The sequence below is a fragment of the Pseudomonas sp. NPDC089392 genome (genome assembly GCF_044749595.1).
In the GTDB taxonomy this organism is placed as follows: domain Bacteria; phylum Pseudomonadota; class Gammaproteobacteria; order Pseudomonadales; family Pseudomonadaceae; genus Aquipseudomonas.
The window spans coordinates 36,035-57,770 of the sequence record NZ_JBIVIF010000020.1 but is presented as its reverse complement, the minus strand read 5'-3'; the positions used below and the strand labels follow the sequence as shown (position 1 = coordinate 57,770).

Here is a 21,736-nt window from a genome sequence, read left to right as displayed (position 1 = left end):
GCGTAGAGACCCCCTGTGGGAGCGGGTTCACCCGCGAATGCGGCGGTGGGGCCACCATCGTATTCGCGGGTGAACCCGCTCCCACAGGGGCCGGCGCCAGCCTTCAGATTTCGGTATCACAGGCAATAAGCTGTCTCACCAACCCCTGCGCCAACGGCGATAAGCCATACCCCACCCGGCTCACCACCCCATAGCGGGTATAAAACGCTTCTTCCTGCTCCGCCGTCAGGTCTGCCAGGCGCAGCGCCACCAGCCCACCGTCCCGCTGATACGGCCGCAAATTGGCATTGCAGGCAATGCCGATGGTGTCCGAATGCATCACCACATTCAGCAACGCATAACCATGCTCGCATTCCACCGACGGCAGGAAGTCCTGCCGCCCGCTGAGTTCGCTGAGGATCTTGCGGATGTTCGGTGGGCGGACCGTAGTGGCCAGCGGGTAGTCGAACAGGTCCCGCGCCTGCACGGTCTCGCGCTTGGTCAGCGGGTGCCCGGCGCGGCAGCAGAAGTGCCAGCGCTGCGGCGTCAGCTTGTGCACCTGGTAGTCCGGGTCGGACTCGAACTGGCGGGTGTCGGCGACGAAGAATTCGATCTCTTCGGCAACCAGCTTGCGGTTCAGTACCTGCCAGTTATCCACCTGAAAGCAGGTGCGCGCCGCCGGGTATTCGGCGACAAAGCGCGCCACCGCCCGTGGCACCAACCCCCCGGCTGGCGCAGGGCCGGAGCCGAAGCGCACCACGCCGGTGGTGGCACCGTTGAACTGGTGAATTTCGTTGACCAGGTTGTGTGCCCCATGGACCAGACGCCGCGAATGCTCCAGTACCAGCAAGCCCTGGCGGGTCGGCGCCAGTTCCTTGCTGGCGCGGTCCACCAGGCGGCAGCCGACGTTGTGTTCCAGCGTCTGAATGCTGCGGCTAAATGCCGATTGTGACAGGTTCACCGCCGCCGCCGCGGCGACAAAGCTGCGGTGTTCGACAAGGGCAATGTAGTGGCGCAGCTGACGCAGATCGATATGCATTTTCTACATTAAAACCTTCGGTCAAATGCAATTGCTGACAAGGGTGAGTCCCCTTATAAAGGGAGTCACTTATTCCACAAAATATGAATTACAAATATTTATATCTCTTAAAAGAATATAAGCCCGACTGACCGCGATTCGGTTCCGCCAACGGAAATGCTCGCCAGGGCCCACGCCTCAAGGAGCATTTGCATGTCCGGACTTTCCCGTTGGCCTGCGCGCGCGTCGCGTTTCACCTTGCAACCCTTGGCCGCTGGCGTGCTGCTGGCGGCGTCCGCTGGCAGCTTTGCCGAAGAGCCGGCCAGTGCCACCCCGGCGGTAGAACAGGAAGCCAAGCTCGGCACCGTCACAGTCAATGCCCGGCGCCGCGAAGAAACCGCGCAAAGCGTGCCCACACCGATCAGCGTACTGGACAGCGAAACCCTGGAAACCCAACGCATCTATCGCGTGCAGGACTTGCAGCAACTGGTGCCCAGCACCAACGTCGCCTACGTGCATGCCCGCCAGTCGAGCATCTCGATCCGCGGCCTGGGCAACAACCCAGCCAGCGATGGCCTGGAAGGCAGCGTCGGCATCTACCTGGACAACGTCTACCTTGGCCGTCCCGGCATGGCGGTGTTCGACCTGCTGGACGTGGAGCAACTGGAAGTGCTGCGCGGCCCGCAAGGCACGCTGTTCGGCAAGAACACCACTGCCGGCGTGCTGAACATCACCACGCGCAAGCCTACCTTCCACCGCGAGGGCAGCATCCAGCAGTCGATTGGCGAAGACGGTTACCTGCAGACCCAGGGCAGCTTCTCGGGGCCGATCAGCGAAACCCTGGCCGGGCGCATCAGTGCTTACCGCACCGAAGACGACGGCTATGTGAAGAACATCCACAACGGCGACGACCTTAACGGCGGCAAGCGCCAGGGTTTTCGTACCCAGCTGCTGTTCAAACCCAGCGAAACCTTCAACCTGCGCTGGATCGGCGAATACAACGAAGAGGACTCCAACAACGGCATCCTCAGCCTGTACAGCACTGGCCCGACCATCAATGGCGTCAACCGCTATGAAAGCCTGGCCGCCCAGGCGGGCGCGACGCTGGTGTCGGGCAAGGACCGCAAGGTCAATTTCGATGCCGACCAGCAGGTGACGGTGTTCCAGGGCGGTACCTCGGTGGAGGCCAACTGGACCCTGCCCAACGACTTCACCCTGACCTCGATCACCGCCTACCGCTGGTGGGACTTTACCCCGCGTAACGACGACGGCCTCAACGTGCCGGTGTTCTACAGCGCCGGGGTATCGGTGCGCGACAAGCAGTATTCCCAGGAAGTCCGCCTGGCCTCGCCCACCGGTGGCGCCTTCGACTATGTGCTGGGCGCGTACTACTTCAAGCAGGACCTGGACAACAAGTCCTTCACTTATTACGGACCACAGGCGGATATCTGGAACCTCACCCCGGCCGGTGCGCTGAACAACGTCAACACCATCGGCGATGGGCACATCGATACCGATAGCTATGCGTTGTTCGCCCAAGGCACCTGGCACATCACCGACCGCCTGGACTTCACTGCAGGCATTCGCGGTACCTATGAAGAGAAAAGCGCCTGGGTGACCCGCGATGCGCCGACGGGCGGCGCGGACGTGACCGGTGCTGCCGCTGCCGCACGGCAGGGCAGGGTAGGTGCCTACGATTCGGGTGACCTCAACCAGTACAGCTTCAGCCCCTCGGGCCTTCTGGGCCTGAGCTACCGCTTCAACGAGCAGTTGCTGGGCTACGCCACCCTGACCCATGGCGAGAAATCCGGCGGCATCAACCTCACCGTCGGCGCGGCGCCACGGCTGGGCACCGACTCGCTGCTGGTTGGCACCGAGCGGGTCAACAACGCCGAGCTGGGTTTGAAAAGCACGTTGCTCGACGGCCGCCTGCAGCTTAATACCAACCTGTTCTGGGCCGAAGTGCATGGCTACCAGGCCAACGTCTACGACCAGATCAACCGCGTGCAGTACCTGGCCAACGCCGGCAGCGTGCGCTCGCGTGGCCTGGAGTTCGAAGCCACGGCGCTGCCGATCCGCGGCCTCACGGTCAACTTCAACGGCTCGTGGAACGACGTGCGCTACACCGAGTACAAGGACGCGCCATGCCCTCCGGAGGTGAGCCTGGCCAATGCCACCGCCACCTGCGACCTGTCTGGCCACCAGGTGGTCGGTGCCTCCAAGTACATCGCCAACCTCAACACCCAGTACAAGTGGCAGGCCACTGAGCATGTCGAACCCTACGTCACTGCCAGCTACGCCTTCCGCTCGAAGGCGGTGGGCACAATCGACGATTCCGATTTCGGCCAGATCCCCAGCTATGCGCTGGTCAACCTTTCCGCGGGTGTACGCCTGGACCAGGGCGACGGCGTGGTCGACCTGTCGCTTTGGGTGAAAAACGCCGGCGACAAAACCTACTTCACCAGCCTGTGGAACTCCGCCAACGGTGGTTATGCCGGCGTGCTCGGTACCCCGCGCACCTTCGGCGCCACCGCCCGTTACGACTTCTGAGTAAAAAGGAGCTTTGCCATGAATGCCAAGACCGAAACCCCTGTATTGCCTGAAGGCGCCTGCCTGACCGCCAAGGTCCCCGAACGGGACGAAGCGCTGCTCGGCGACGTGGTGGTCAACCCGTACCGCCTGGCGCCGCTGACCGCGATCATCCGCGATGGCGGCCGCACCGTGAGCGCCGCGCATGTGCGCGTGCTGGGGCGTGGCGAACGCGGCGTGGACATCGCCTACGAGGTGTCCGACCGTTCGTTGTGGACCTATGGCGGCATCCCGGTATTTGGCCTGTACCCGGACCACGTCAACCAGGTGGAAGTGACCTACAAGCTGGACGGCGAACGCGTGCGCGAGCAGTACCAGATCTATGCGCCGGCCGTGCGCCTGCCGGTGGTGGCGAAGCAAACCGCCGCGTTGCCGGAAGTCGAGCCGATCAAGGTCTCGGCAGGTTTTGAAAAGCGCCTGTACCTGTTCAACCACCTGCAGGGTGACATCCCCGGCGGTCGCGCCTTCAAGTGGAACGCCCTGGGCGGTGCGGCGGAATGGGACCAGGTGGGCAACAACTGGATTGCCGACAGCAACGGCGACGTGCGCTGGTACCTGGATATCGAGCAGATCCACGACTCCAACCGCCGCGACGCCCTGGGCGGCACCATGGGCTTCCAGCAGACCCGCGACGGCAAGCTGATCTGGGGGCAGGGCCAGACTTATTCCAAGTACGACCTGTTGGGCCGGCGCATCTGGCAGCGCAGCCTGCCCGACAAGTTCGCCGACTTCTCCCATGAAATCCGCGAGACTGCCAATGGCACCTACCTGCTGCGGGTGGGCACCAGCGACTACCGCCGGCCCGACGGCAAGCGCGTGCGCTCGATTCGCGACCACATCATCGAAGTCAACGAGGCGGGGGATGTGCTGAACTTCTGGGACCTCAACCAGATCCTCGACCCGTACCGTGGTGACTTGCTGGAAACCCTGGGCAAGGCGGCGATCCAATTGCCGGATGGGGTGCAAAAGCAGGACGAGCGGCTGGCCAACGAGTTGGCTGAGGGCGACTTGCCCTTTGGTGACACCCCAGGGGTGGGCACCGGGCGAAACTGGGCCCACGTCAATGCCATCGACTACGACGCCGATGACGACAGCATCATCGTTTCAGCACGGCACCAGGGCGTGGTGAAGATTGGTCGTGACAAGCAGGTGAAGTGGATTCTCGCCTCGCCCCAAGGCTGGCCTGAACGTTTGCGTGAGAAGGTGCTGACGCCGATCGCGAGTGAAGGCTTCGACTGGTCGTGGACCCAGCATACCGCCTGGCTGACCGGCAAAGGCACGCTGACCGTGTTCGACAACGGCTGGGGCCGCGACTTTGCGCCGACCAGGCTGACCGGCAACTACAGCCGGGCGGTGGAATACCGCATCGACGAGGCCAAGGGTACGGTCGAGCAGGTGTGGGAGTACGGCAAGGAGCGCGGCGACGAGTGGTATAGCCCGGTGACTTCGGTGGTGGCTTATAGGCCGGAGACCGACACCCAGTTCATCTACTCGGCTTCGGTGAACTTCCTTACGCCGGAGAAGCTGACTACTACCGTGCTCAACGAGGTGCGGCGCGGGACCCAGGAGGTGCTGGTGGAATTGAAGGTGCACAGCCGGCAGCCGGGGTCGGTTGGTTACCGGGCTTTGGTGATCGACCTGGGCAAGGCGTTCTGATTGAGCTGGAAAAGCATCACGGCTGGCGGGTGCTTGCCACAACATTTTCTTCGCCTGTGAGATCGAGCGCCGCCCGCGCGGCGCTTCGCGGCACAAGGCCGCTCCCACTGTCTGTTTCGGGCCAGTCAGTCCTGTGAGATCACCTCTGTCCGCCTTGTTGGTTTCATTCGATATTGGAGGTGGCGCTGATTTTTATCGATTTTCAGTCATGCACCCCAGGGTGCGCCCGCCTATGGCACAGGAATAATTGGCCCGAAACAGATGTGGGAGCGGCCTTGTGCCGCGAAGCGCCGCGCGGGCGGCGCTCGATCTGTGGTCCACCTCAAAATCCGAGGCAACACCTGCCAGCCTTCACCGATAATCTGTGAAGACCCTTCCTGCCATGAGGGCCGTCTGTCCTCCCATCACATTTCCTTCAGCTCGTTCGTCTAACCTGTACCGGCCTCTTCGCGGGTGAACCCGCTCCCACAGGTACTGTGCATATCCTGAATCCTGTGCGGGTCTTGTGGGAGCGGGTTTACCCGCGAAGAGGCCGGTTGCCACAGCACAGAAATGTGAATTTTCCGCCAGGCTGTTCAACCATTCGTTCTTTTTTTCGAACAGCCTATTGTCCAACACCCCAGCAGCCGCTTAGCATTCGTTTGAGATTTCAAACGCTCGATGCCCTGCCTTGGGCGCTTTTCAACAATCAACAATTCGGGAAGCCGACATGCAGCTCAAAGACGCTCAGTTGTTCCGCCAGCAAGCCTATATCAATGGTGAGTGGCTGGATGCGGACAACGGCCAGACCATCAAGGTGACCAACCCGGCCACCGGTGAAGTCATTGGTACCGTGCCGAAGATGGGCACCGCGGAAACTCGCCGCGCCATCGAAGCCGCCGACAAGGCCCTGCCGGCCTGGCGTGCCCTGACCGCCAAGGAGCGCTCGAACAAGCTGCGTCGCTGGTTCGAACTGATGATCGAGAACCAGGACGACCTGGCTCGCCTGATGACCACCGAGCAAGGCAAGCCGCTGGCCGAAGCCAAGGGCGAAATCGCCTACGCTGCCTCGTTCATCGAGTGGTTCGCCGAAGAAGCCAAGCGCGTCTACGGTGACACCATCCCGGGCCACCAGCCAGACAAGCGCCTGATCGTCATCAAGCAGCCAATCGGCGTTACCGCGGCCATCACCCCGTGGAACTTCCCGGCCGCCATGATCACCCGTAAAGCCGGCCCGGCCCTGGCCGCTGGCTGCACCATGGTGCTCAAGCCTGCCTCGCAGACCCCGTACTCCGCCCTGGCCCTGGTCGAGCTGGCCCACCGTGCCGGTATCCCGGCTGGCGTGCTGAGCGTGGTTACTGGCAGCGCTGGCGAAGTTGGCGGCGAACTGACCGGCAACTCCCTGGTACGCAAGCTGTCCTTCACCGGCTCGACCGAAATCGGTCGCCAGCTGATGGAAGAATGCGCCAAGGACATCAAGAAGGTTTCCCTGGAGCTGGGTGGCAACGCCCCGTTCATCGTGTTCGACGACGCCGACCTGGACAAGGCGGTCGAGGGCGCGATCATCTCCAAGTATCGCAACAACGGCCAGACCTGCGTCTGCGCAAACCGTATCTACGTGCAGGACGGCGTCTACGACGCGTTCGCCCAGAAGCTGGCCGCTGCAGTTGCCAAGCTGAAGATCGGTAACGGCCTGGAAGACGGCACCACCACTGGCCCGCTGATCGACGGCAAGGCTGTCGCCAAGGTCCAGGAACACATTGAAGACGCCGTTTCCAAAGGCGCCAAAGTGCTGTCCGGTGGCAAGATCATCGAAGGCAACTTCTTCGAGCCGACCATCCTGGTCGACGTACCGAGGACCGCTGCCGTCGCCAAGGAAGAGACCTTCGGCCCACTGGCGCCGCTGTTCCGCTTCAAAGACGAAGCCGAAGTCATCGCCATGTCCAACGACACCGAGTTCGGCCTGGCTTCGTACTTCTACGCCCGCGACATGAGCCGTGTGTTCCGTGTTGCCGAGGCCCTGGAATACGGCATGGTGGGTATCAACACCGGCCTGATCTCCAACGAAGTGGCACCGTTCGGTGGCATCAAGGCTTCGGGCCTGGGCCGCGAAGGTTCCAAGTACGGTATCGAGGACTACCTCGAAATCAAATACCTGTGCATCAGCGTCTGATAGCACGGTAAAGGCTTTACCTCTGCCAGCGGGGCGCGAGAGCGACGTCTCGCTGGCCTTTTTTACATCGCAGTACCTGGTGGCCAGGGCGTTCACGGCAGTCGATCAACGAATACTGTTCGCGAGCACTCCCAGCCACCCCCGAATAAAAGCGCCATTTCTGAGCGGCGCAATGAGGGCATTATGAGCAAGACCAACGAATCCTTGATGCAACGTCGTGTAGCTGCCGTCCCACGTGGCGTTGGCCAGATCCACCCGATCTTCGTCGACACCGCGAAGAACTCGACCGTGATCGACGTTGAAGGCCGCGAACTGATCGACTTCGCTGGCGGCATCGCAGTACTGAACACCGGCCACCTGCACCCGAAAGTGGTTGCAGCTGTGCAAGACCAGCTGACCAAGGTCAGCCACACCTGCTTCCAGGTGCTGGCCTACGAGCCTTATGTAGAGCTGTGCGAAAAGATCAACAAGTTGGTCCCGGGCGACTTCGACAAGAAGACCCTGCTGGTCACCACTGGCTCCGAAGCCGTTGAAAACGCCGTAAAGATCGCCCGTGCCGCCACTGGCCGCGCTGGCGTGATCGCCTTCACCGGCGGCTACCACGGCCGTACCATGATGACCCTGGGCCTGACCGGCAAGGTCGTGCCGTACTCCGCTGGCATGGGCCTGATGCCAGGCGGCATCTTCCGCGCCCTGTTCCCGAGCGAACTGCACGGTATCAGCGTTGACGACGCCATTGCCTCGGTTGAGCGCATCTTCAAGAACGACGCCGAGCCGCGCGACATCGCCGCGATCATCCTCGAGCCAGTTCAAGGCGAAGGCGGCTTCTTGCCAGCGCCGAAAGAGCTGATGAAGCGCCTGCGCGCCCTGTGCGACCAGCACGGTATCCTGCTGATCGCCGACGAAGTACAAACCGGCGCTGGCCGTACCGGTACCTTCTTCGCCATGGAACAGATGGGCGTTGCGCCTGACCTGACCACCTTCGCCAAATCCATCGCTGGCGGCTTCCCGCTGGCCGGTGTGTGCGGCAAGGCCGAGTACATGGACGCCATCGCTCCAGGCGGCCTGGGCGGCACCTACGCCGGTTCGCCGATCGCTTGCGCCGCGGCCCTGGCCGTGATCGAAGTGTTCGAAGAAGAAAAACTGCTGGACCGCAGCAAGGCTGTGGGTGAGCGCCTGACCGCTGGCCTGCGCGAAATCCAGAAGAAGCACCCGATCATCGGCGACGTCCGTGGTCTGGGCTCGATGATTGCTGTCGAAGTGTTCGAGAAAGGCACTCACACCCCGAATGCTGCTGCTGTTGGCCAGGTTGTGGCCAAGGCACGTGACAAGGGTCTGATCCTGCTGTCTTGCGGCACCTACGGCAACGTCCTGCGTATCCTGGTTCCGCTGACCGCCGAAGACGCGCTGCTGGACAAAGGCCTGGCCATCATCGAAGAGTGCTTCGCTGAACTCGCCTGATGTGACGCGCTTCTGAAAAAACCCGCTTCGGCGGGTTTTTTTTGTGCCCAGAAAAGCCATGTGGCGCTATGGTTGTCCGAGGACTTGCTCAGGAAGCTGCGACGGACTGTGTGTCAGGGATATTCAGGAGTAGTTGGCGATGAACGCTGCAGACCCCACACCACCAAGCGTACTGATTGTCGAGGGCGACCCTTGGGTACGTGACATGCTCAGCGAAATGCTGCTCAGCGTGCGCTGTGACGCGCGGCTGCAGGTATGCGCCGACGGCTCGCAGGCGCTCAGTGCCTTGGCCGGCAAACCCGACCTGATCATCGCCGCTCGCGAACTGGCCGGCGTCGATGGCCTCGACCTGCTGCGCAAGGTGCGCGCCAAGGGCCCGGGCTTGCCGTTCATCCTCATGAGCAACCGCAGCGACAGTGCCAGCGTGCGCGAGGCGCTGCCCTTGCACCCCACGGCCTACCTGAGCAAGCCACTGAACCTGGATAACCTGCGCAAGCGCCTGGAAGAGCTGCTGGTGGCGGTTGGCGAAGAGATCGCCTGCCCGGTGCCAGCCTTGCAGGTGGGTGCCAGCCTGCCGGCCTACCTGGAGCAGCGCCGTGCCAACGCCGATGGCGGGCCGTTGCTGGCCGATGTGCAATTGGCGATCAAGCGTGCGCTCAATCCCCAGGGCCTGAACCTGAAGGTGCTGGCAGAGGAAGTGCGTAACGACCCGCAAGTGACCGCCGTGCTTATCGCGGCGGCCAACAGCGCCGCGATGCACCGTGAAGCACCGGTCCAGACCTTGCTGCAGGCCCTGAACAAGCTTGGCAGCACCCAGAGCATGAACCTGATCCTTGGCATGACCCTCAAACGCAGCGCACGCCTCAGCGACCCGTTGCTGGCGGAACATGCGGCCCGCTACTGGGACTTGTCACTGCACACAGCCGAATATGGCCGCACCCTGGCGTGCATGCTTGAGCTGGACGAGGGGCGTTGCTATTGCGCGGGGCTGCTGCATTGCCTGGGCGACCTGGCGGTGCTGCGCTGCCTGCAGGAATGGCGCCTGGCTGGCGGCGAGCTCGATGAAGACAAGGTCCAGCTATCGCTCAACGAGTTCGGCGCGGCGTTCGGCTCGGCGTTGCGTACCCGCTGGCGCTTGCCGCTGGCCTTGCGCGAGTTGATCGCGGCGGTCTACCAGTTGGGCGGCGGGGTGTATTCGCGGGAGATTCTGGCCATGAACCTGGCCGGGCAGTTGTCGCAGTTGCCGGCCGAGCAGGGGTTGGAGAAGGTGGCCAGCGGCAAGACTGCGCGGTTGCTCAAGATTGGTTTGCCGGAGCTGAGCCGGCTGCGCAAGGTGGAGAACCCGGAGGTGAAGCCGGCGCCACCTGAGCAATCCGACCCCGCCGAGCCTACTGCCTAAGCTTGTCCAGCCGTGCGCGACCCTGTGGCAGATCACCCAGCCCTTTGGGCTGCGCTGTCGCGCAGAAAACTGATGTTGGCAGGCGCTCCGCATACCCTGTGGGAGCGGGTTTACCCGCGAAGAATTCAACTCGGTGCATGGCACCGGCTCCGCCGGTGTTCGCGGGTAAACCCGCTCCCACAGGGATCGCGCCAGCTTTAGGTTGTATGCAAGACAGCCAATTCTCAAGATGATGTGTCAGCCGCGGACGATCTGGTTCTTGCCTTGCCGCTTGGCCCGGTACATCGCCGCATCGGCGCGGGCATACAGGCTGTCCAGGGACACATCTTCAGCAGTCAACCCAGTCAGCCCCTGGCTGACTGTCACCCCGTACACCTGCTCGCCATGGCTGAAGCTCAAACGCTGAATTTGCCGCTGTAGGCGCTCGGCAATCTGCTCCGCTTCCTGGGCGCTGCAGCCTGGGAACACCGCCGCAAACTCCTCGCCACCAATACGCCCGAACAGGTCGCCGCGGCGTAGCACGGCCTTGCCGCTGTCGGCGATGTGTTGCAGCACCTGGTCGCCTTCCTGGTGGCCGTAGCTGTCGTTGATGCGCTTGAAGTCGTCGATGTCCAGCAGCAGGAAAGCCAGCGGTGTGCCGTTTTCGCGGGCGCTGTCGAAGGCTTGTTGGGCGCATTCGAAGAAGTGCCGGCGATTGCTGCTCTGGGTCAGCGCGTCGGTGGTGGCCAGGCGCTGCAGCTCGCCTTCGATCTGCTTCTTCTCGGTGATGTCTTCGGCGATGCCGACGATGATCACCCGCTCGCCATCGCGCTGCTGGTTGATGTAGCACTTGTCGCTCAGCCAGCGCAGCTGGCCGTCGGCATTGAGGATGCGGTACTCGCGGTCTTCCACCGAACCTTGGAGCAGCACCTGGGCCAGGCTGCGCTCGGCGAACTCCAGGTCGTCGGGGTAGATGCTGTCGCGCCATTCGTTGTAATCAGCCAGCACCAGGCTGGCCGGGCGGCCGAAGATGCGCTCGTAGGCAGGGCTTACGTAAAGCACCTGGCGGGTTTCCCAGTCGAAGGCCCAAAGCACCGCATTGACGCTGTCGAGCAGCGAGCTGAACAGCTGTTCACGTCCGCTCAGGCGGGCGACTTCGCCTTGGGCATGGAGTAGCGCCAGTAAAGTCTGTGCGGCTTCAGGGCGAGGGGTGCCGGGCAATGTCGTTGTAATGTTCTTGGCCATGTGCACGAAGCGGGTCTCAACGTGAAAGCGTGCGGCCAGCATCCGGCCCGCCACGCGGGCGATGTGCCAAATTTGAGTGGGGGCGAGGGGGTGAAGTTCCAAACGGCACGCCCCGACATGGGGCGTGCCGATCAACGGCGGTCAGGCGCCGGTCGGGCGCAGGGAGTAGGTCTTGAGCTGTGCCGCGAAGTCACGCAGGGCATGGATACCGCTGGTTTCGGCTTCGTGTACCCAGTCTTTCATGGCGGCCAGCATGTCGTGGCCGTTGGCGCTGGTGCGCGCCCAGATCTGCTGCAGGGCCAGGCGTTTTTCGTAGATGGTCTTCAGCGCCTGGCTGTGCGCGAGCATCGACTCGATGCGCACATGGTGGCGGTCTTCCAGCAGGCTGGTCTCGCGCGACAGCAGGCGCTTGGCGCGGCGGAAGTGGTGGCGCACCGAGGCGTCGACCCGGGCAAGCTCCTGCTTGACCAGCGGGCCGATCACCAGCTTGCGGTACTGGGCCATGATCTGGAAGCGGTTGTTGAGGATGGCCATGGCGGTGTCCATGTCCAGGCTGGCCTTGCCCGTCACCCGGTGGGCGATAGGTGCCACACGCTGCACCTTGGCCAGGCGCAACAGGCAGAACAGGCGGATCCACGCCCAGCCCATGTCGAACTCCCAGCGCTTGACCGACAGCTTGGCCGAGTTGGGGTAGGTGTGGTGGTTGTTGTGCAGTTCTTCGCCACCGATGACGATGCCCCACGGCACCAGGTTGGTGGCGGCGTCGCGGCACTCGAAATTACGGTAGCCGAGCGCGTGGCCCAGGCCGTTGACCACACCGGCGGCCCAGAACGGGATCCACATCATTTGCACCGCCCAGATGGTGATGCCGATGGTGCCGAACAGCAGCAGGTCGATCACCGCCATCAGGGCGATACCGCCCAGCTTGTAGCGCGAGTAGAGGTTGCGCTCGATCCAGTCTTCAGGGCAGTTCTTGCCGTAGATGCGCAGGGTTTCGGGGTTGCGCGCCTCTTCACGATATAGCTCGGCACCTTTGCGCAATACCGTGCTCAGGCCCTTGTGTACCGGGCTGTGCGGGTCGTCTGGGGTTTCGCATTTTGCGTGGTGCTTGCGGTGGACGGCGGTCCACTCGCGGGTGTTCTGCGCCGTGGTCAGCCACAGCCAGAAGCGGAAGAAATGCTTGAGCGCGCCGTTGAGCTCCAGCGCCCGGTGCGCGGAGTAGCGATGCAGGTAGACCGTGACGCTGACAATGGTCACATGGGTCATCAACAAGGTGATGCCGACCAGTTGCCAGGCCGACAAGTCGAGCAGGCCGTTGTACCACATAGGTGTAAAAACCCTCGGAATGCAGGAGGAGGGGCTGATTATCCCTTGAGGAGGAAATAAAACCAGTCACCCTTTCAGATAGGCGGTCACGATATGTTTCAGCCTTTATAATGCCCCATCCTTTTTCATGGGCAATTGCACCCGACATGTCTGTTTCTGTTCGCGACGCCTTGCGCATGGCTGCGCTGTATGTGGTGCTCTCGATCCTCTGGCTGGCCCTGGCCGAGGTGGTGCTGCACGGTATGACTGAAGACCCTCTGGCGCTGACTGTCGGCCGGCAGATCAATGTGGTGGTCTGGGTGTTGCTCAGTGCCTTGCTGATTTATGTGTCGCGGGTACGCCTGCTCAACTTCATTGGCCATGGCGCACGCTTGCGTTGTGAGGACCGTGAACGGCTGCGCATGGCCGCCGCGGTGTTCGACAGCACCCTCGAAGGCGTGCTGGTGACCGACCGCCAAGGCCTGATCGTGCACGTCAACCGCGCCTTCATGCGTATTACTGGCTACCAGCAGGACGAGGTCATCGGCCAGCGCCCGAACAAGTTCAAGTCGGGGCGCCATGGCGTGGCGTTCTACCAGCAGATCTTCGCCACGCTGGCCGACAAGGGCGAGTGGAGCGGGGAAATCTGGAACCGGCGCAAGAGTGGTGAAATCTACCCGCAATGGCAGACCATTTGCGCCATTCGCGACGATGAGGGTGAGGTTAGCCACTACGTGGCAGTGTTCAGTGACATCAGCGCGATCAAGCATTCGGAGCAGGAGCTGGCCTACCTGGCCCACCACGATCCGCTGACCGGCCTGCCCAACCGCCTGTTGTTCACCGACCGCGTCGAGCAAGCGCTGGCGGCAGCGCAGGCGAACAAGCGCGGTTGTGCCCTGCTGTTGCTGGACCTGGACCATTTCCAAAGCATCAACGATGGCCTTGGCCACACCATCGGTGACCAGTTGCTGAAGCTGGTGGGCGAGCGCCTGGGTGAGGGGCTGGGCACGGGTGTGACCCTGGCGCGGCTGGGCGGCGACGAGTTCGGTGTGCTGGCGGAGAACTGCCAGCAGGTAGGCCAGGCCGGCAAGCTGGCGCAGCGCATCATCGAGCGCATGCGTGAGCCGTTCCTGTTTGATGGACACCGCCTGTTCATCAGTGTCAGCGCGGGCATCAGCCTGTTCCCCAGCGATGCCTTGGGTGCCGAACAGTTGCTGCGCAATGCCGACTCGGCGTTGTACAAGGCCAAGAGCAACGGGCGGGCCTGCTATGCGCTGTACACCGAAGAGCTGACTGCCCACGCCCAGCACCGGGTGGAAACGGCCGGTGAGCTGCGCCGGGCGCTGGAACAGGACGAGCTGCGGGTGTTCTACCAACCAGTGCACGACCTGGCTACCGGCAGCCAGGTCGGGGTCGAGGCGTTGGTGCGCTGGCAGCACCCCCAGCGCGGCCTGGTGCCGCCGGGCGAGTTCATCCCGATTGCCGAGCGCACCGGGTTGATTGCCGAGATTGACGCCTGGATACTGCGCCAGGCGTGCCAGCAGATGGTGCAGTGGCAGGTGGAAGGCCGGCAGCTGGCATTTGTGGCAGTTAATATTTCCAGCCGCCTGTTTGGCCAGCACGAGTTGTACCGGCAGGTGGCCGAGGTGCTGCACGACACCGGCTTGGCTCCGGCCTTGCTGGAGCTGGAAGTGACTGAAAGCGCGGTGATGGACGACCCGGAAGTGGCGCTGGAACAATTGCATCGCCTGCGTGAGCTGGGTGTGACCCTGGCCATCGACGACTTTGGTACCGGCTATTCATCGTTGCTGCGGCTCAAGCGCTTGCCGGTGCAGAAGCTGAAGATCGACCAGGGCTTCGTTGCCGGCTTGCCGCTGGATGAAGATGACATCGCGATCGTGCGGGTGATCATCGCCCTGGCCCGCAGCATGGGCATGCAGGTGCATGCCGAGGGTATCGAGCAGGCAGAGCAGGCCAGTTTCCTGCTGCAGGAGCTGTGTCAGCTGGGGCAGGGGTATTGGTTCGGGCGGCCGGTGCCGGCTGCCGATTTGCACTGGGGTTGAGGGCCTCTTCGCGGGTAAACCCGCTCCTACAAGGGGACGCGGTCGCCTGTAGGAGCGGCCTTGCGTCGCGATAGGGCTGCAAAGCAGCCCCTAAGTTCAACGCTTGTTCAAGCCCTTCGCCAAGCGGTCCCCACCCAGCTGGATCAACGCCACCAACGCCACCAGCATGGCAATCACGGTCAGCATGATCTGGCTGTCGAAGCGCTGGTAGCCATAACGGTAGGCGATATCCCCCAGGCCCCCGGCACCAATCGCCCCGGCCATGGCCGAGGAGTTGATCAGGGTTACCAGGGTAATGGTGAAGCCACCTACGATCCCTGGCAGCGCCTCGGGCAACAGCACATGCCAGACGATGTGCCAGCGCCGGCAGCCCATGGCCTGCGCGGCTTCCACCAGGCCATGGTCGACTTCGCGCAGGCTGACCTCGGCTATCCGGGCAAAGAACGGCGTGGCCGCAATGGTCAACGGCACCACCGCCGCCCACACGCCATAGGTGGTACCCACCACCAGGCGAGTGAACGGGATCAGCGCGACCATCAGGATCAGGAACGGGATCGAGCGGAACAGATTGACGAAGGCGCCCAGCACCCGGTTCAGCAGCGGTGCCTCAAAAATCCCGCCCTTGTCGCTGGTAACCAGCAGCACCGCCATCGGTACCCCCACCAGCAGGGCGACCAGTGAGGACACGCCGACCATCAGCAAGGTATCGAGCAAGCCTTCGAGCAGGCGATCAAACCACATGGCCCAGTACCTCCACGTCCTCGGCCCAGCGGCGGGCGCGTTCCAGCAAATGATGGGCGTCGTGCGGCGAGTGCTGCACCGACAGAATCAGCTGCCCCAGGGCATGCTCGCCAATGGTTTCCACACCGCCCTGTAGCAGGCGCACGCGGCCGCCCAGGTCGTTGAACAGGGCAGACAGCTCCGGCTCGCCGAACAGGGTCAGCTTCAGCACCACGGCACTGTCGTGGTTCGCCGGGCTGGCCCGCAGGCTGGCTTGCAGTGCGGCTGGCAGCCTGGCCTGCAACGGTGCCAGCAACGTGCGGGTGACCTCGTGGCGTGGTGAGCCGAACACCCGCCAGACCTCGCCCTGCTCGACTACTTCACCGCGTTCCAGCACCACCACCCGGTGGCAGATATCGCGGATCACCGCCATTTCGTGGGTGATCAGCACGATGGTCAGGCCCAGGCGCTGGTTGATGTCGCGCAGCAGTTCGAGGATCGAGGCGGTGGTTTCCGGGTCCAGCGCCGAGGTGGCCTCGTCGCACAGCAGGATCTCGGGGTCGTGCACCAGCGCCCGGGCGATGCCCACGCGCTGCTTCTGCCCGCCGGAAAGCTGCGCCGGGTAGACGTGGTGCTTTTCCTGCAGGCCGACCAGTTCCAGCAGTTCGCGCACCTTGCGCTGGCGCTCGGCCTTGGCCACGCCAGCCACCTTCAAGGGCAACTCGACGTTCTGCCATACGGTCTTGGCCGACATCAGGTTGAAGTGCTGGAAGATCATTCCGATGCGCCGGCGCAGGGCAACCAGGTGGTCCTCGTCGAACGGCGCGATATCTACCTGGTCGATCAGCACCCGGCCCTGGCTGGGCTGCTCCAGGCGGTTGATGGTGCGTAGCAGCGATGACTTGCCGGCGCCGCTGCGGCCGATGATGCCGAAAACCTCGCCATGGCGGATGTTCAGGTCGATGCCTTGCAAGGCCGGTTGCGCCTGCCCTGGGTAGGTCTTGCCCAGGCCAATGAAGCGCACATGGGCTTCATTGACCTCTGGGCGCAGGGCCTGCTCCCTGGCCGTTGGCGGCAGTGGTTGTGTGGTGGGCGCCCTGAGCGCGCTGGCCTGGCTCATGTCAGCCCTCCCAGCCGGCCTGGTAGAGCTTGCCGTGGGCCTTGTCCAGCGCCGCACGCACGGCTGGCGAGTGCTGGTAGATATCGACGAACTTGGCCAGGCGCGGGTCGCCCTTGCTCTGCGGGCGAATGACGAACTGGATCACGTATTCCTTGTTTTCCAGGCCGTCGAACAGCAGCGCGGAACCTGCATCGAAGCTGTTGGCCAAGCGAATGTAGGCCGGGTAACCCTGCACCAGGTCGGCGTCGTCATAGGCGCGTACCAGCTGCACCGCCTCGACTTGCAGGATCTTCAGCTTCTTCGGGTTGGCGACGATGTCGTCCTCGGTGGCCTTGTAGCCAACCCCCGGCTTAAGCGTGATCAACCCGGCCTTGGCCAGCAGCTGCAGGCCGCGGCCGCTGTTGATCGGGTCGTTGGCGATGGCCACGCTGGCGCCTTCAGGCAGCTCGGCGAAGCTTTTGTACTTTTTCGAGTACAGGCCAACGTTGTTGATGATGCCCGGGGCGTAAGGCACCAGGTTGAAGCCCGCAGCAGCCTTGGCGTTTTCCAGGAACGGGATGTGCTGGAAGTAGTTCACGTCGATGTCGCCGCTGTTGAGGCTGACATTGGGCGCGATCCAGTCGCTGAACTCGATCAGCTTCACGTCCAGCCCTTGCTTGTGCGCTTCTTCCACTGCAGCTTCCAGCGGGATGGCAAAGGCCGAGGTGGTGCCGATCTTCAACGGGTCGGCGGCCAGGGCCGCGGCGGACAGGCCGAGGGTGAGGGCAATGGCCGCGACGGGCCGGAACAGTTTCTCAAGCATGGTGCAGGGCTCCAGTCGGGGCAGGGGTAGAGGTAAAGCGGTAAGCCGAGCCAGGGTGGTCGGCGGGCAGGTGCGGGTGGTCGGCCTGGAACAGCTTCTCGCGCAGGGTGCCTTCGGCGTAGGCGGTTTTGTAGCGGCCACGCTGTTGCAATTGCGGGATGACCAGGTCGATGAAGGCCTCATAACTTTCCGGGGTCACGGTGCGGGTCAGGTTGAAACCGTCCAGCCCGGTATCATCGATCCAGGCGATCAGCTGCTCCGCGACCTGCTCGGGCGCGCCGACCAGGGTCAAGTAGCGCCCACCCAAGGCGTGCTGCTGCAACAGTCGCCGGCGGGTCCAGGCGTTATCCTGCAACTGGCGCGTGGCGGACTGGATGGCATTGCCCTGGCTGAAGGCAATCGGCTCGTCCAGCTCAAAGGCGGCAAAATCGATGCCGGTGGAGGCAGCGAAGTGCGCGACCCCGGCCTCGGCGCTGGCGTAGCTCAGGTATTCGGCGTGCTTGGCCTGGGCCTGTTGTTCGGTGGCGGCGACGATCACCGTGATGCCCAAGAACACCTTGACCGCCTGCGGGTCGCGGCCGGCGGCCTGGGCGGCGGCGCGCACCTTGTCGACCTGGGCACGGGTGGAGGCCTTGTCCTGGCCACCGATGAACACGCATTCGGCATGGTCGCCGGCGAAAGCCAGGCCACGCTGCGAACTGCCGGCCTGGAACAGCACCGGGGTGCGCTGCGGCGAAGGCTCGCACAGGTGGTAGCCGTTGACCTTGTAGAACTCGCCCTGGTGCTGAACCTTGCGCACCTTGTCGGGCTGGGCGTAAACGCGCTGCTGGCGGTCGGCGACCACGGCATCGTCGGCCCAGCTGCCCTCCAGCAGCTTGTACAGCACCTGCAGGTACTCGTCGGCCTGGTCGTAGCGGCGGTCATGCTCTGGTTGCTGCTCCAGGCCCATGGCCCGGGCGGCGCTGTCGAGGTAGCCGGTGACGATGTTCCAGCCCACCCGGCCGTTGCTCAGGTGGTCGAGGGTGGAAAGGCGCCGGGCGAACAGGTACGGCGCCTCGTAGGTGAGGTTGGCGGTAAGGCCGAAACCCAGGTGCCGGGTAACCGCAGCCATGGCCGAAACCAGCAACAGCGGGTCGTTGACCGGCAGCTGGATCGACTCCTTGAGAGTGACGTCCAGCGACTGGCCGTAGATGTCGTAGGTGCCGACGATATCGGCGATGAACAGCCCGTCGAACAGGCCACGCTCCAGCAGCCGCGCCAGGTTGGTCCAGTAGTCCAGGGTCTTGTACTGGGTCGAGGTGTCCCGTGGGTGGGTCCACAGGCCGTGGTTGATGTGCCCGATGCAGTTCATGTTGAAGGCATTGAGCAGGATCTGCTTGGCCATCAGATAGTCCCCCGGCGTGGTGGGTTGGCATCGTTGAGGTAGTAGTTGCCGATGGCGTGGTACTTCCAGCGCACCGGGTCGTGCAGGGTGTGCACGCGGGCGTTGCGCCAGTGGCGGTCGAGGTTGTGCTCGGCCAGGGTGGCCTGGCTGCCGCCCAGTTCGAACAGCGCGGTACCGGCTGCAAGGGAAATCTCGGTGCTGATGGCCCGTGCCTCGGCCACGGCGATGGAGGCTGCGGCAACGTTTTCGGCCGTGCTGTCGTCGCGGGCGCGGTCGAGGTATTCGCCGGCGCGCTCCAGTAGGGCTTCAGCGGCGTGCAGGCGGATCGCCAGGTGACCGAAGCTCTTCAGCGTCAGCGGGTCATCGGTGGCCTTGTCCAGGCCGGAATCGACCCACGGGCGGCTGCGGGTGCGCACGAAATGCAGGGCATCTTCATAGGCGGCGCGTGCGATGCCGGTGTCGATGGCGGCATGGAGGATCTGCGCCAGCGGGCCGACCGGGGTGGGGCGTTCGAAGGCGCTCTGGAACGGCACCACGTCGGCGGCGCTGACCAATACGTTGTCGAACACTACCGAACCGCTGCCGGTGGTGCGCTGGCCAAAACCGCTCCAGTCGTCGATCACCTGCAGGCCCTGGCTGTCGGCAGGGACGAACGCCAGGTGCTGCACGCCGTGTTCGTCGACCACCGAAGTGGGAATGCGTTGGGCATAGATGGCGCCGGTGGAATAGAACTTGCGGCCGTTGATGCGGAAATCCTCGCCTTCACGGCTCAGGCGGGTGGTGCGCTCGTTGGCGGTCTTGGTGCCCAGTTCAGCCAGGGCGTTGCCGAAGCGGCTGCCGGCCAGTACTTGGGCGTACAGGCGTTGTTGCTGTTCGGGGGTGCCGTTTACCCGCAGTACTTCCAGGCCGTAGAAATGGTTTTGCGGGATCTGCCCGAGTGAGCCGTCGGCCTGGGCGATGCGGGCGATGACTTTGGCCAGGGTGACATTGGACACGCCGGCGCCGCCGAAGGCCTTGGGCACGCTGATGGCCCACAGGCCGGAACGGGTGAACAGCTCCAGTTCGGCGTGCGGCAGGCGGCGTTCGCGGTCGCGCAGGGCGCTGTCGCGGCGCAGTTGTTGGGCGATGTCTTCGGCGATTGCCAGGGCTTGAGTGTCGCTGGTGATGATTGTTGTAGTCATGTTGTTCTCCGGGGCCCCAGGGGCCGCTTTGCGGCCCATCGCGACACAAGGCCGCTCCTACAGGAGACCGCGTACCTGCATGGGCTTGCGTATCCCTGTAGGAGCGGCCTTGTGTCGCGATGGGCTGCAAAGCAGCCCCAGGGCCCTCAAATCAGATCCAGGAGTGCCGCGCAGGCAAGGTGCCGTTAAGGTGATAAGCCCCGACCGCGTGGTACTTCCAGCGCACCGGGTCATGCAGGGTGTGTACCCGGGCATTGCGCCAGTGGCGGTCGAGGTTGAACTCGGCGAGGGTGGCGCGGCTGCCGGCCAGCTCGAACAGCTTCTCGCTGGCCTGCAAGGCGATTTCTGTAGTCAGCACCTTGGCCTCGGCCACGGCGATCGAGGCGCGGGCTGCGGAGGCAGCATCGATCGGCGCTGCATTGACCTCGTCGAGTACTCGCGCAGCCTTGCGCAGCAATGCTTCTGCCGCGTGCAGCTCAAGCTTCAGGCGGCCGATATCGGCGATCACATAGGGGTCGTCACTGGCACGGTCCACGTTGGCCTCGATCCATGGCCGGGACTTTTCCCGCACAAAGCTGATGGCATCTTCGATAGCCGCTTCGGCAATGCCGGCATCAATCGCCGCCTGAATCAGCTGCGAGACTGCGCCCTGGATATTGGCAATATCGCGCTGGCGCCAGTTGTCGATCACCAGCTCGGTATCCACCGGCACCTGGTCGAGCAGCACGGTGCCGCTGGCGGTGGTGCGCTGGCCGAACCCGGACCAGTCATCGACGATGCGCAGCCCCGGGCTGCCCCGGCGCACGAATGCCAGGCGCTGGTGGCCCTCGTCATCCAACGCTTTTACCGCCACCCAGTGGGCGAACAGGGCGCCGGTGGAATAGAACTTCTCGCCGCTGATGCGATAACCATCACCGACGCGGGTGATGCGGGCCTTGAGGGTGAGGGTGTCCTTGGTACCGCGTTCAGGCCCGGCATTGCCGATGCGCCAGCCGTCGAGCACGCTGCGGAAGATCACTGCCTGCTGTGCCTCGGTAGCCGTCAGGCGCAGCAACTGCAATATGCCGAACTGGTTCTGCGGGATCTGCCCCAGGGCCGGGTCGGCGGCGCTGATCAGGCGGAACACTTCGGCTATGGTTTCAAACGAAACATCGGGGCCGCCATGGGCCTTGGGTACGCTGATGCTGCCCAGGCCGCTGCGGGTGAACAGCTCGATCTCGGCCCAGGGCAATTTGCGTTGCTGGTCGCGGCGGGCGGCTTGCTCGTGGGCGACCGTGGCCAGTTCGCGGGCCGCTTGCAGGGCTTCGGCGTCGTTGCGCAGTACCTTGGCCGGCAGCAGCAGGGGCGTGCTGTCGAGGTCGCTGTGGAATTGGGTATTTGGCTGGCTGGACATCAGTGCCGCTCCTTGGCTGCACTCAATGCCCTGGCGTTACGCACTGGGGTGATTGTGATCCTGACCATTCCTGACCTCACAAATAAGTTATGCCGCTACAGCTGGTCGCGGCAGATGTGTGTTGGTCCGGTGGTCCGGTTTATATACCCTAATGCTTTATAAAAAGTTTATGAACTAACTTTTTGGAATATTTATAGAAGGATGGATTTGCGTTGGATGTGCCGGCCTATTCGCGGGTAAACCCGCTCCTACACGGCCAGCGATATCCCTGTAGGAGCGGGTTTACCCGC

Annotated in this window: 15 protein-coding genes; 6 read left to right on the top strand and 9 right to left on the bottom strand. The window is 63.5% G+C overall.

The annotated features are described in order from the left end of the window. Positions 1–103: 103 nt before the first annotated feature. Positions 104–1,018: a LysR family transcriptional regulator gene (locus tag ACIP1G_RS17860; protein WP_400739372.1), complete on the bottom strand. Its 915-nt coding sequence runs from the start codon at positions 1,016–1,018 to the stop codon at positions 104–106. Between the two features lie 192 nt (positions 1,019–1,210). Between ACIP1G_RS17860 and ACIP1G_RS17855 the strand changes: the two genes are divergently transcribed. The 5 genes from ACIP1G_RS17855 (at position 1,211) to ACIP1G_RS17835 (ending at position 10,254) form a co-directional block, all read left to right on the top strand. Continuing rightward, positions 1,211–3,547: a TonB-dependent receptor gene (locus tag ACIP1G_RS17855; protein ID WP_400739369.1), complete on the top strand. Its 2,337-nt coding sequence runs from the start codon at positions 1,211–1,213 to the stop codon at positions 3,545–3,547. A gap of 18 nt (positions 3,548–3,565) precedes the next feature. Next, a complete protein-coding gene (locus ACIP1G_RS17850) occupies positions 3,566–5,242 on the top strand; it encodes an aryl-sulfate sulfotransferase (protein ID WP_400739366.1) in 1,677 nt (558 codons plus the stop codon). 709 nt (positions 5,243–5,951) lie between these two features. Then, a complete protein-coding gene (gene gabD / locus ACIP1G_RS17845; protein WP_400739364.1) occupies positions 5,952–7,394 on the top strand; it encodes an NADP-dependent succinate-semialdehyde dehydrogenase in 1,443 nt (480 codons plus the stop codon). Between the two features lie 183 nt (positions 7,395–7,577). Continuing rightward, a complete protein-coding gene (gabT, locus tag ACIP1G_RS17840; RefSeq protein WP_400739361.1) occupies positions 7,578–8,855 on the top strand; it encodes a 4-aminobutyrate--2-oxoglutarate transaminase in 1,278 nt (425 codons plus the stop codon). Between the two features lie 139 nt (positions 8,856–8,994). After that, positions 8,995–10,254 (top strand): HDOD domain-containing protein, encoded by a 1,260-nt coding sequence (locus ACIP1G_RS17835; protein ID WP_400739358.1) that lies wholly within the window; start codon positions 8,995–8,997, stop codon positions 10,252–10,254. A gap of 237 nt (positions 10,255–10,491) precedes the next feature. Here ACIP1G_RS17835 and ACIP1G_RS17830 read toward each other — a convergent pair whose 3' ends face one another. After that, complete coding sequence (locus ACIP1G_RS17830; protein WP_400739355.1) at positions 10,492–11,520, bottom strand: GGDEF domain-containing protein; 1,029 nt, start codon at positions 11,518–11,520, stop codon at positions 10,492–10,494. A 99-nt stretch (positions 11,521–11,619) separates the two neighbouring features. After that, the gene (gene desA / locus ACIP1G_RS17825) at positions 11,620–12,804 is read right to left on the bottom strand and encodes a delta-9 fatty acid desaturase DesA (protein ID WP_400739352.1); all 1,185 of its coding nucleotides are present in this window, start codon (positions 12,802–12,804) and stop codon (positions 11,620–11,622) included. Positions 12,805–12,950: 146 nt separating this feature from the next. On the opposite strand from desA, the gene dibA reads away from it, so the two are divergent. Further along, positions 12,951–14,846: a phosphodiesterase DibA gene (gene dibA / locus ACIP1G_RS17820; RefSeq protein WP_400739349.1), complete on the top strand. Its 1,896-nt coding sequence runs from the start codon at positions 12,951–12,953 to the stop codon at positions 14,844–14,846. A 96-nt stretch (positions 14,847–14,942) separates the two neighbouring features. Here the strand turns inward: dibA and ACIP1G_RS17815 are convergent, their stop codons facing one another. From ACIP1G_RS17815 to ACIP1G_RS17790, 6 genes are all read right to left on the bottom strand, one after another. Further along, positions 14,943–15,587, bottom strand: coding sequence for a methionine ABC transporter permease (locus ACIP1G_RS17815; RefSeq protein WP_079230410.1), 645 nt, complete (start codon positions 15,585–15,587; stop codon positions 14,943–14,945). Next, positions 15,577–16,686 (bottom strand): methionine ABC transporter ATP-binding protein, encoded by a 1,110-nt coding sequence (locus ACIP1G_RS17810; RefSeq protein WP_400739345.1) that lies wholly within the window; start codon positions 16,684–16,686, stop codon positions 15,577–15,579. The genes ACIP1G_RS17815 and ACIP1G_RS17810 overlap by 11 nt, the downstream gene beginning before the upstream one ends. A gap of 1 nt (position 16,687) precedes the next feature. Then, positions 16,688–17,488 carry a MetQ/NlpA family ABC transporter substrate-binding protein gene (locus ACIP1G_RS17805; RefSeq protein ID WP_400739342.1) on the bottom strand — a complete coding sequence of 267 codons (801 nt, stop codon included), beginning with the start codon at positions 17,486–17,488 and terminating at the stop codon, positions 16,688–16,690. Then, complete coding sequence (locus ACIP1G_RS17800) at positions 17,481–18,872, bottom strand: LLM class flavin-dependent oxidoreductase (RefSeq protein ID WP_400739339.1); 1,392 nt, start codon at positions 18,870–18,872, stop codon at positions 17,481–17,483. Before ACIP1G_RS17800 ends, ACIP1G_RS17805 begins: the two co-directional genes overlap by 8 nt. After that, positions 18,872–20,053, bottom strand: coding sequence for an SfnB family sulfur acquisition oxidoreductase (locus ACIP1G_RS17795; protein WP_400739336.1), 1,182 nt, complete (start codon positions 20,051–20,053; stop codon positions 18,872–18,874). Before ACIP1G_RS17795 ends, ACIP1G_RS17800 begins: the two co-directional genes overlap by 1 nt. A gap of 151 nt (positions 20,054–20,204) precedes the next feature. Continuing rightward, positions 20,205–21,446 (bottom strand): SfnB family sulfur acquisition oxidoreductase, encoded by a 1,242-nt coding sequence (locus ACIP1G_RS17790; RefSeq protein WP_400739334.1) that lies wholly within the window; start codon positions 21,444–21,446, stop codon positions 20,205–20,207. Positions 21,447–21,736 lie beyond the last annotated feature (290 nt).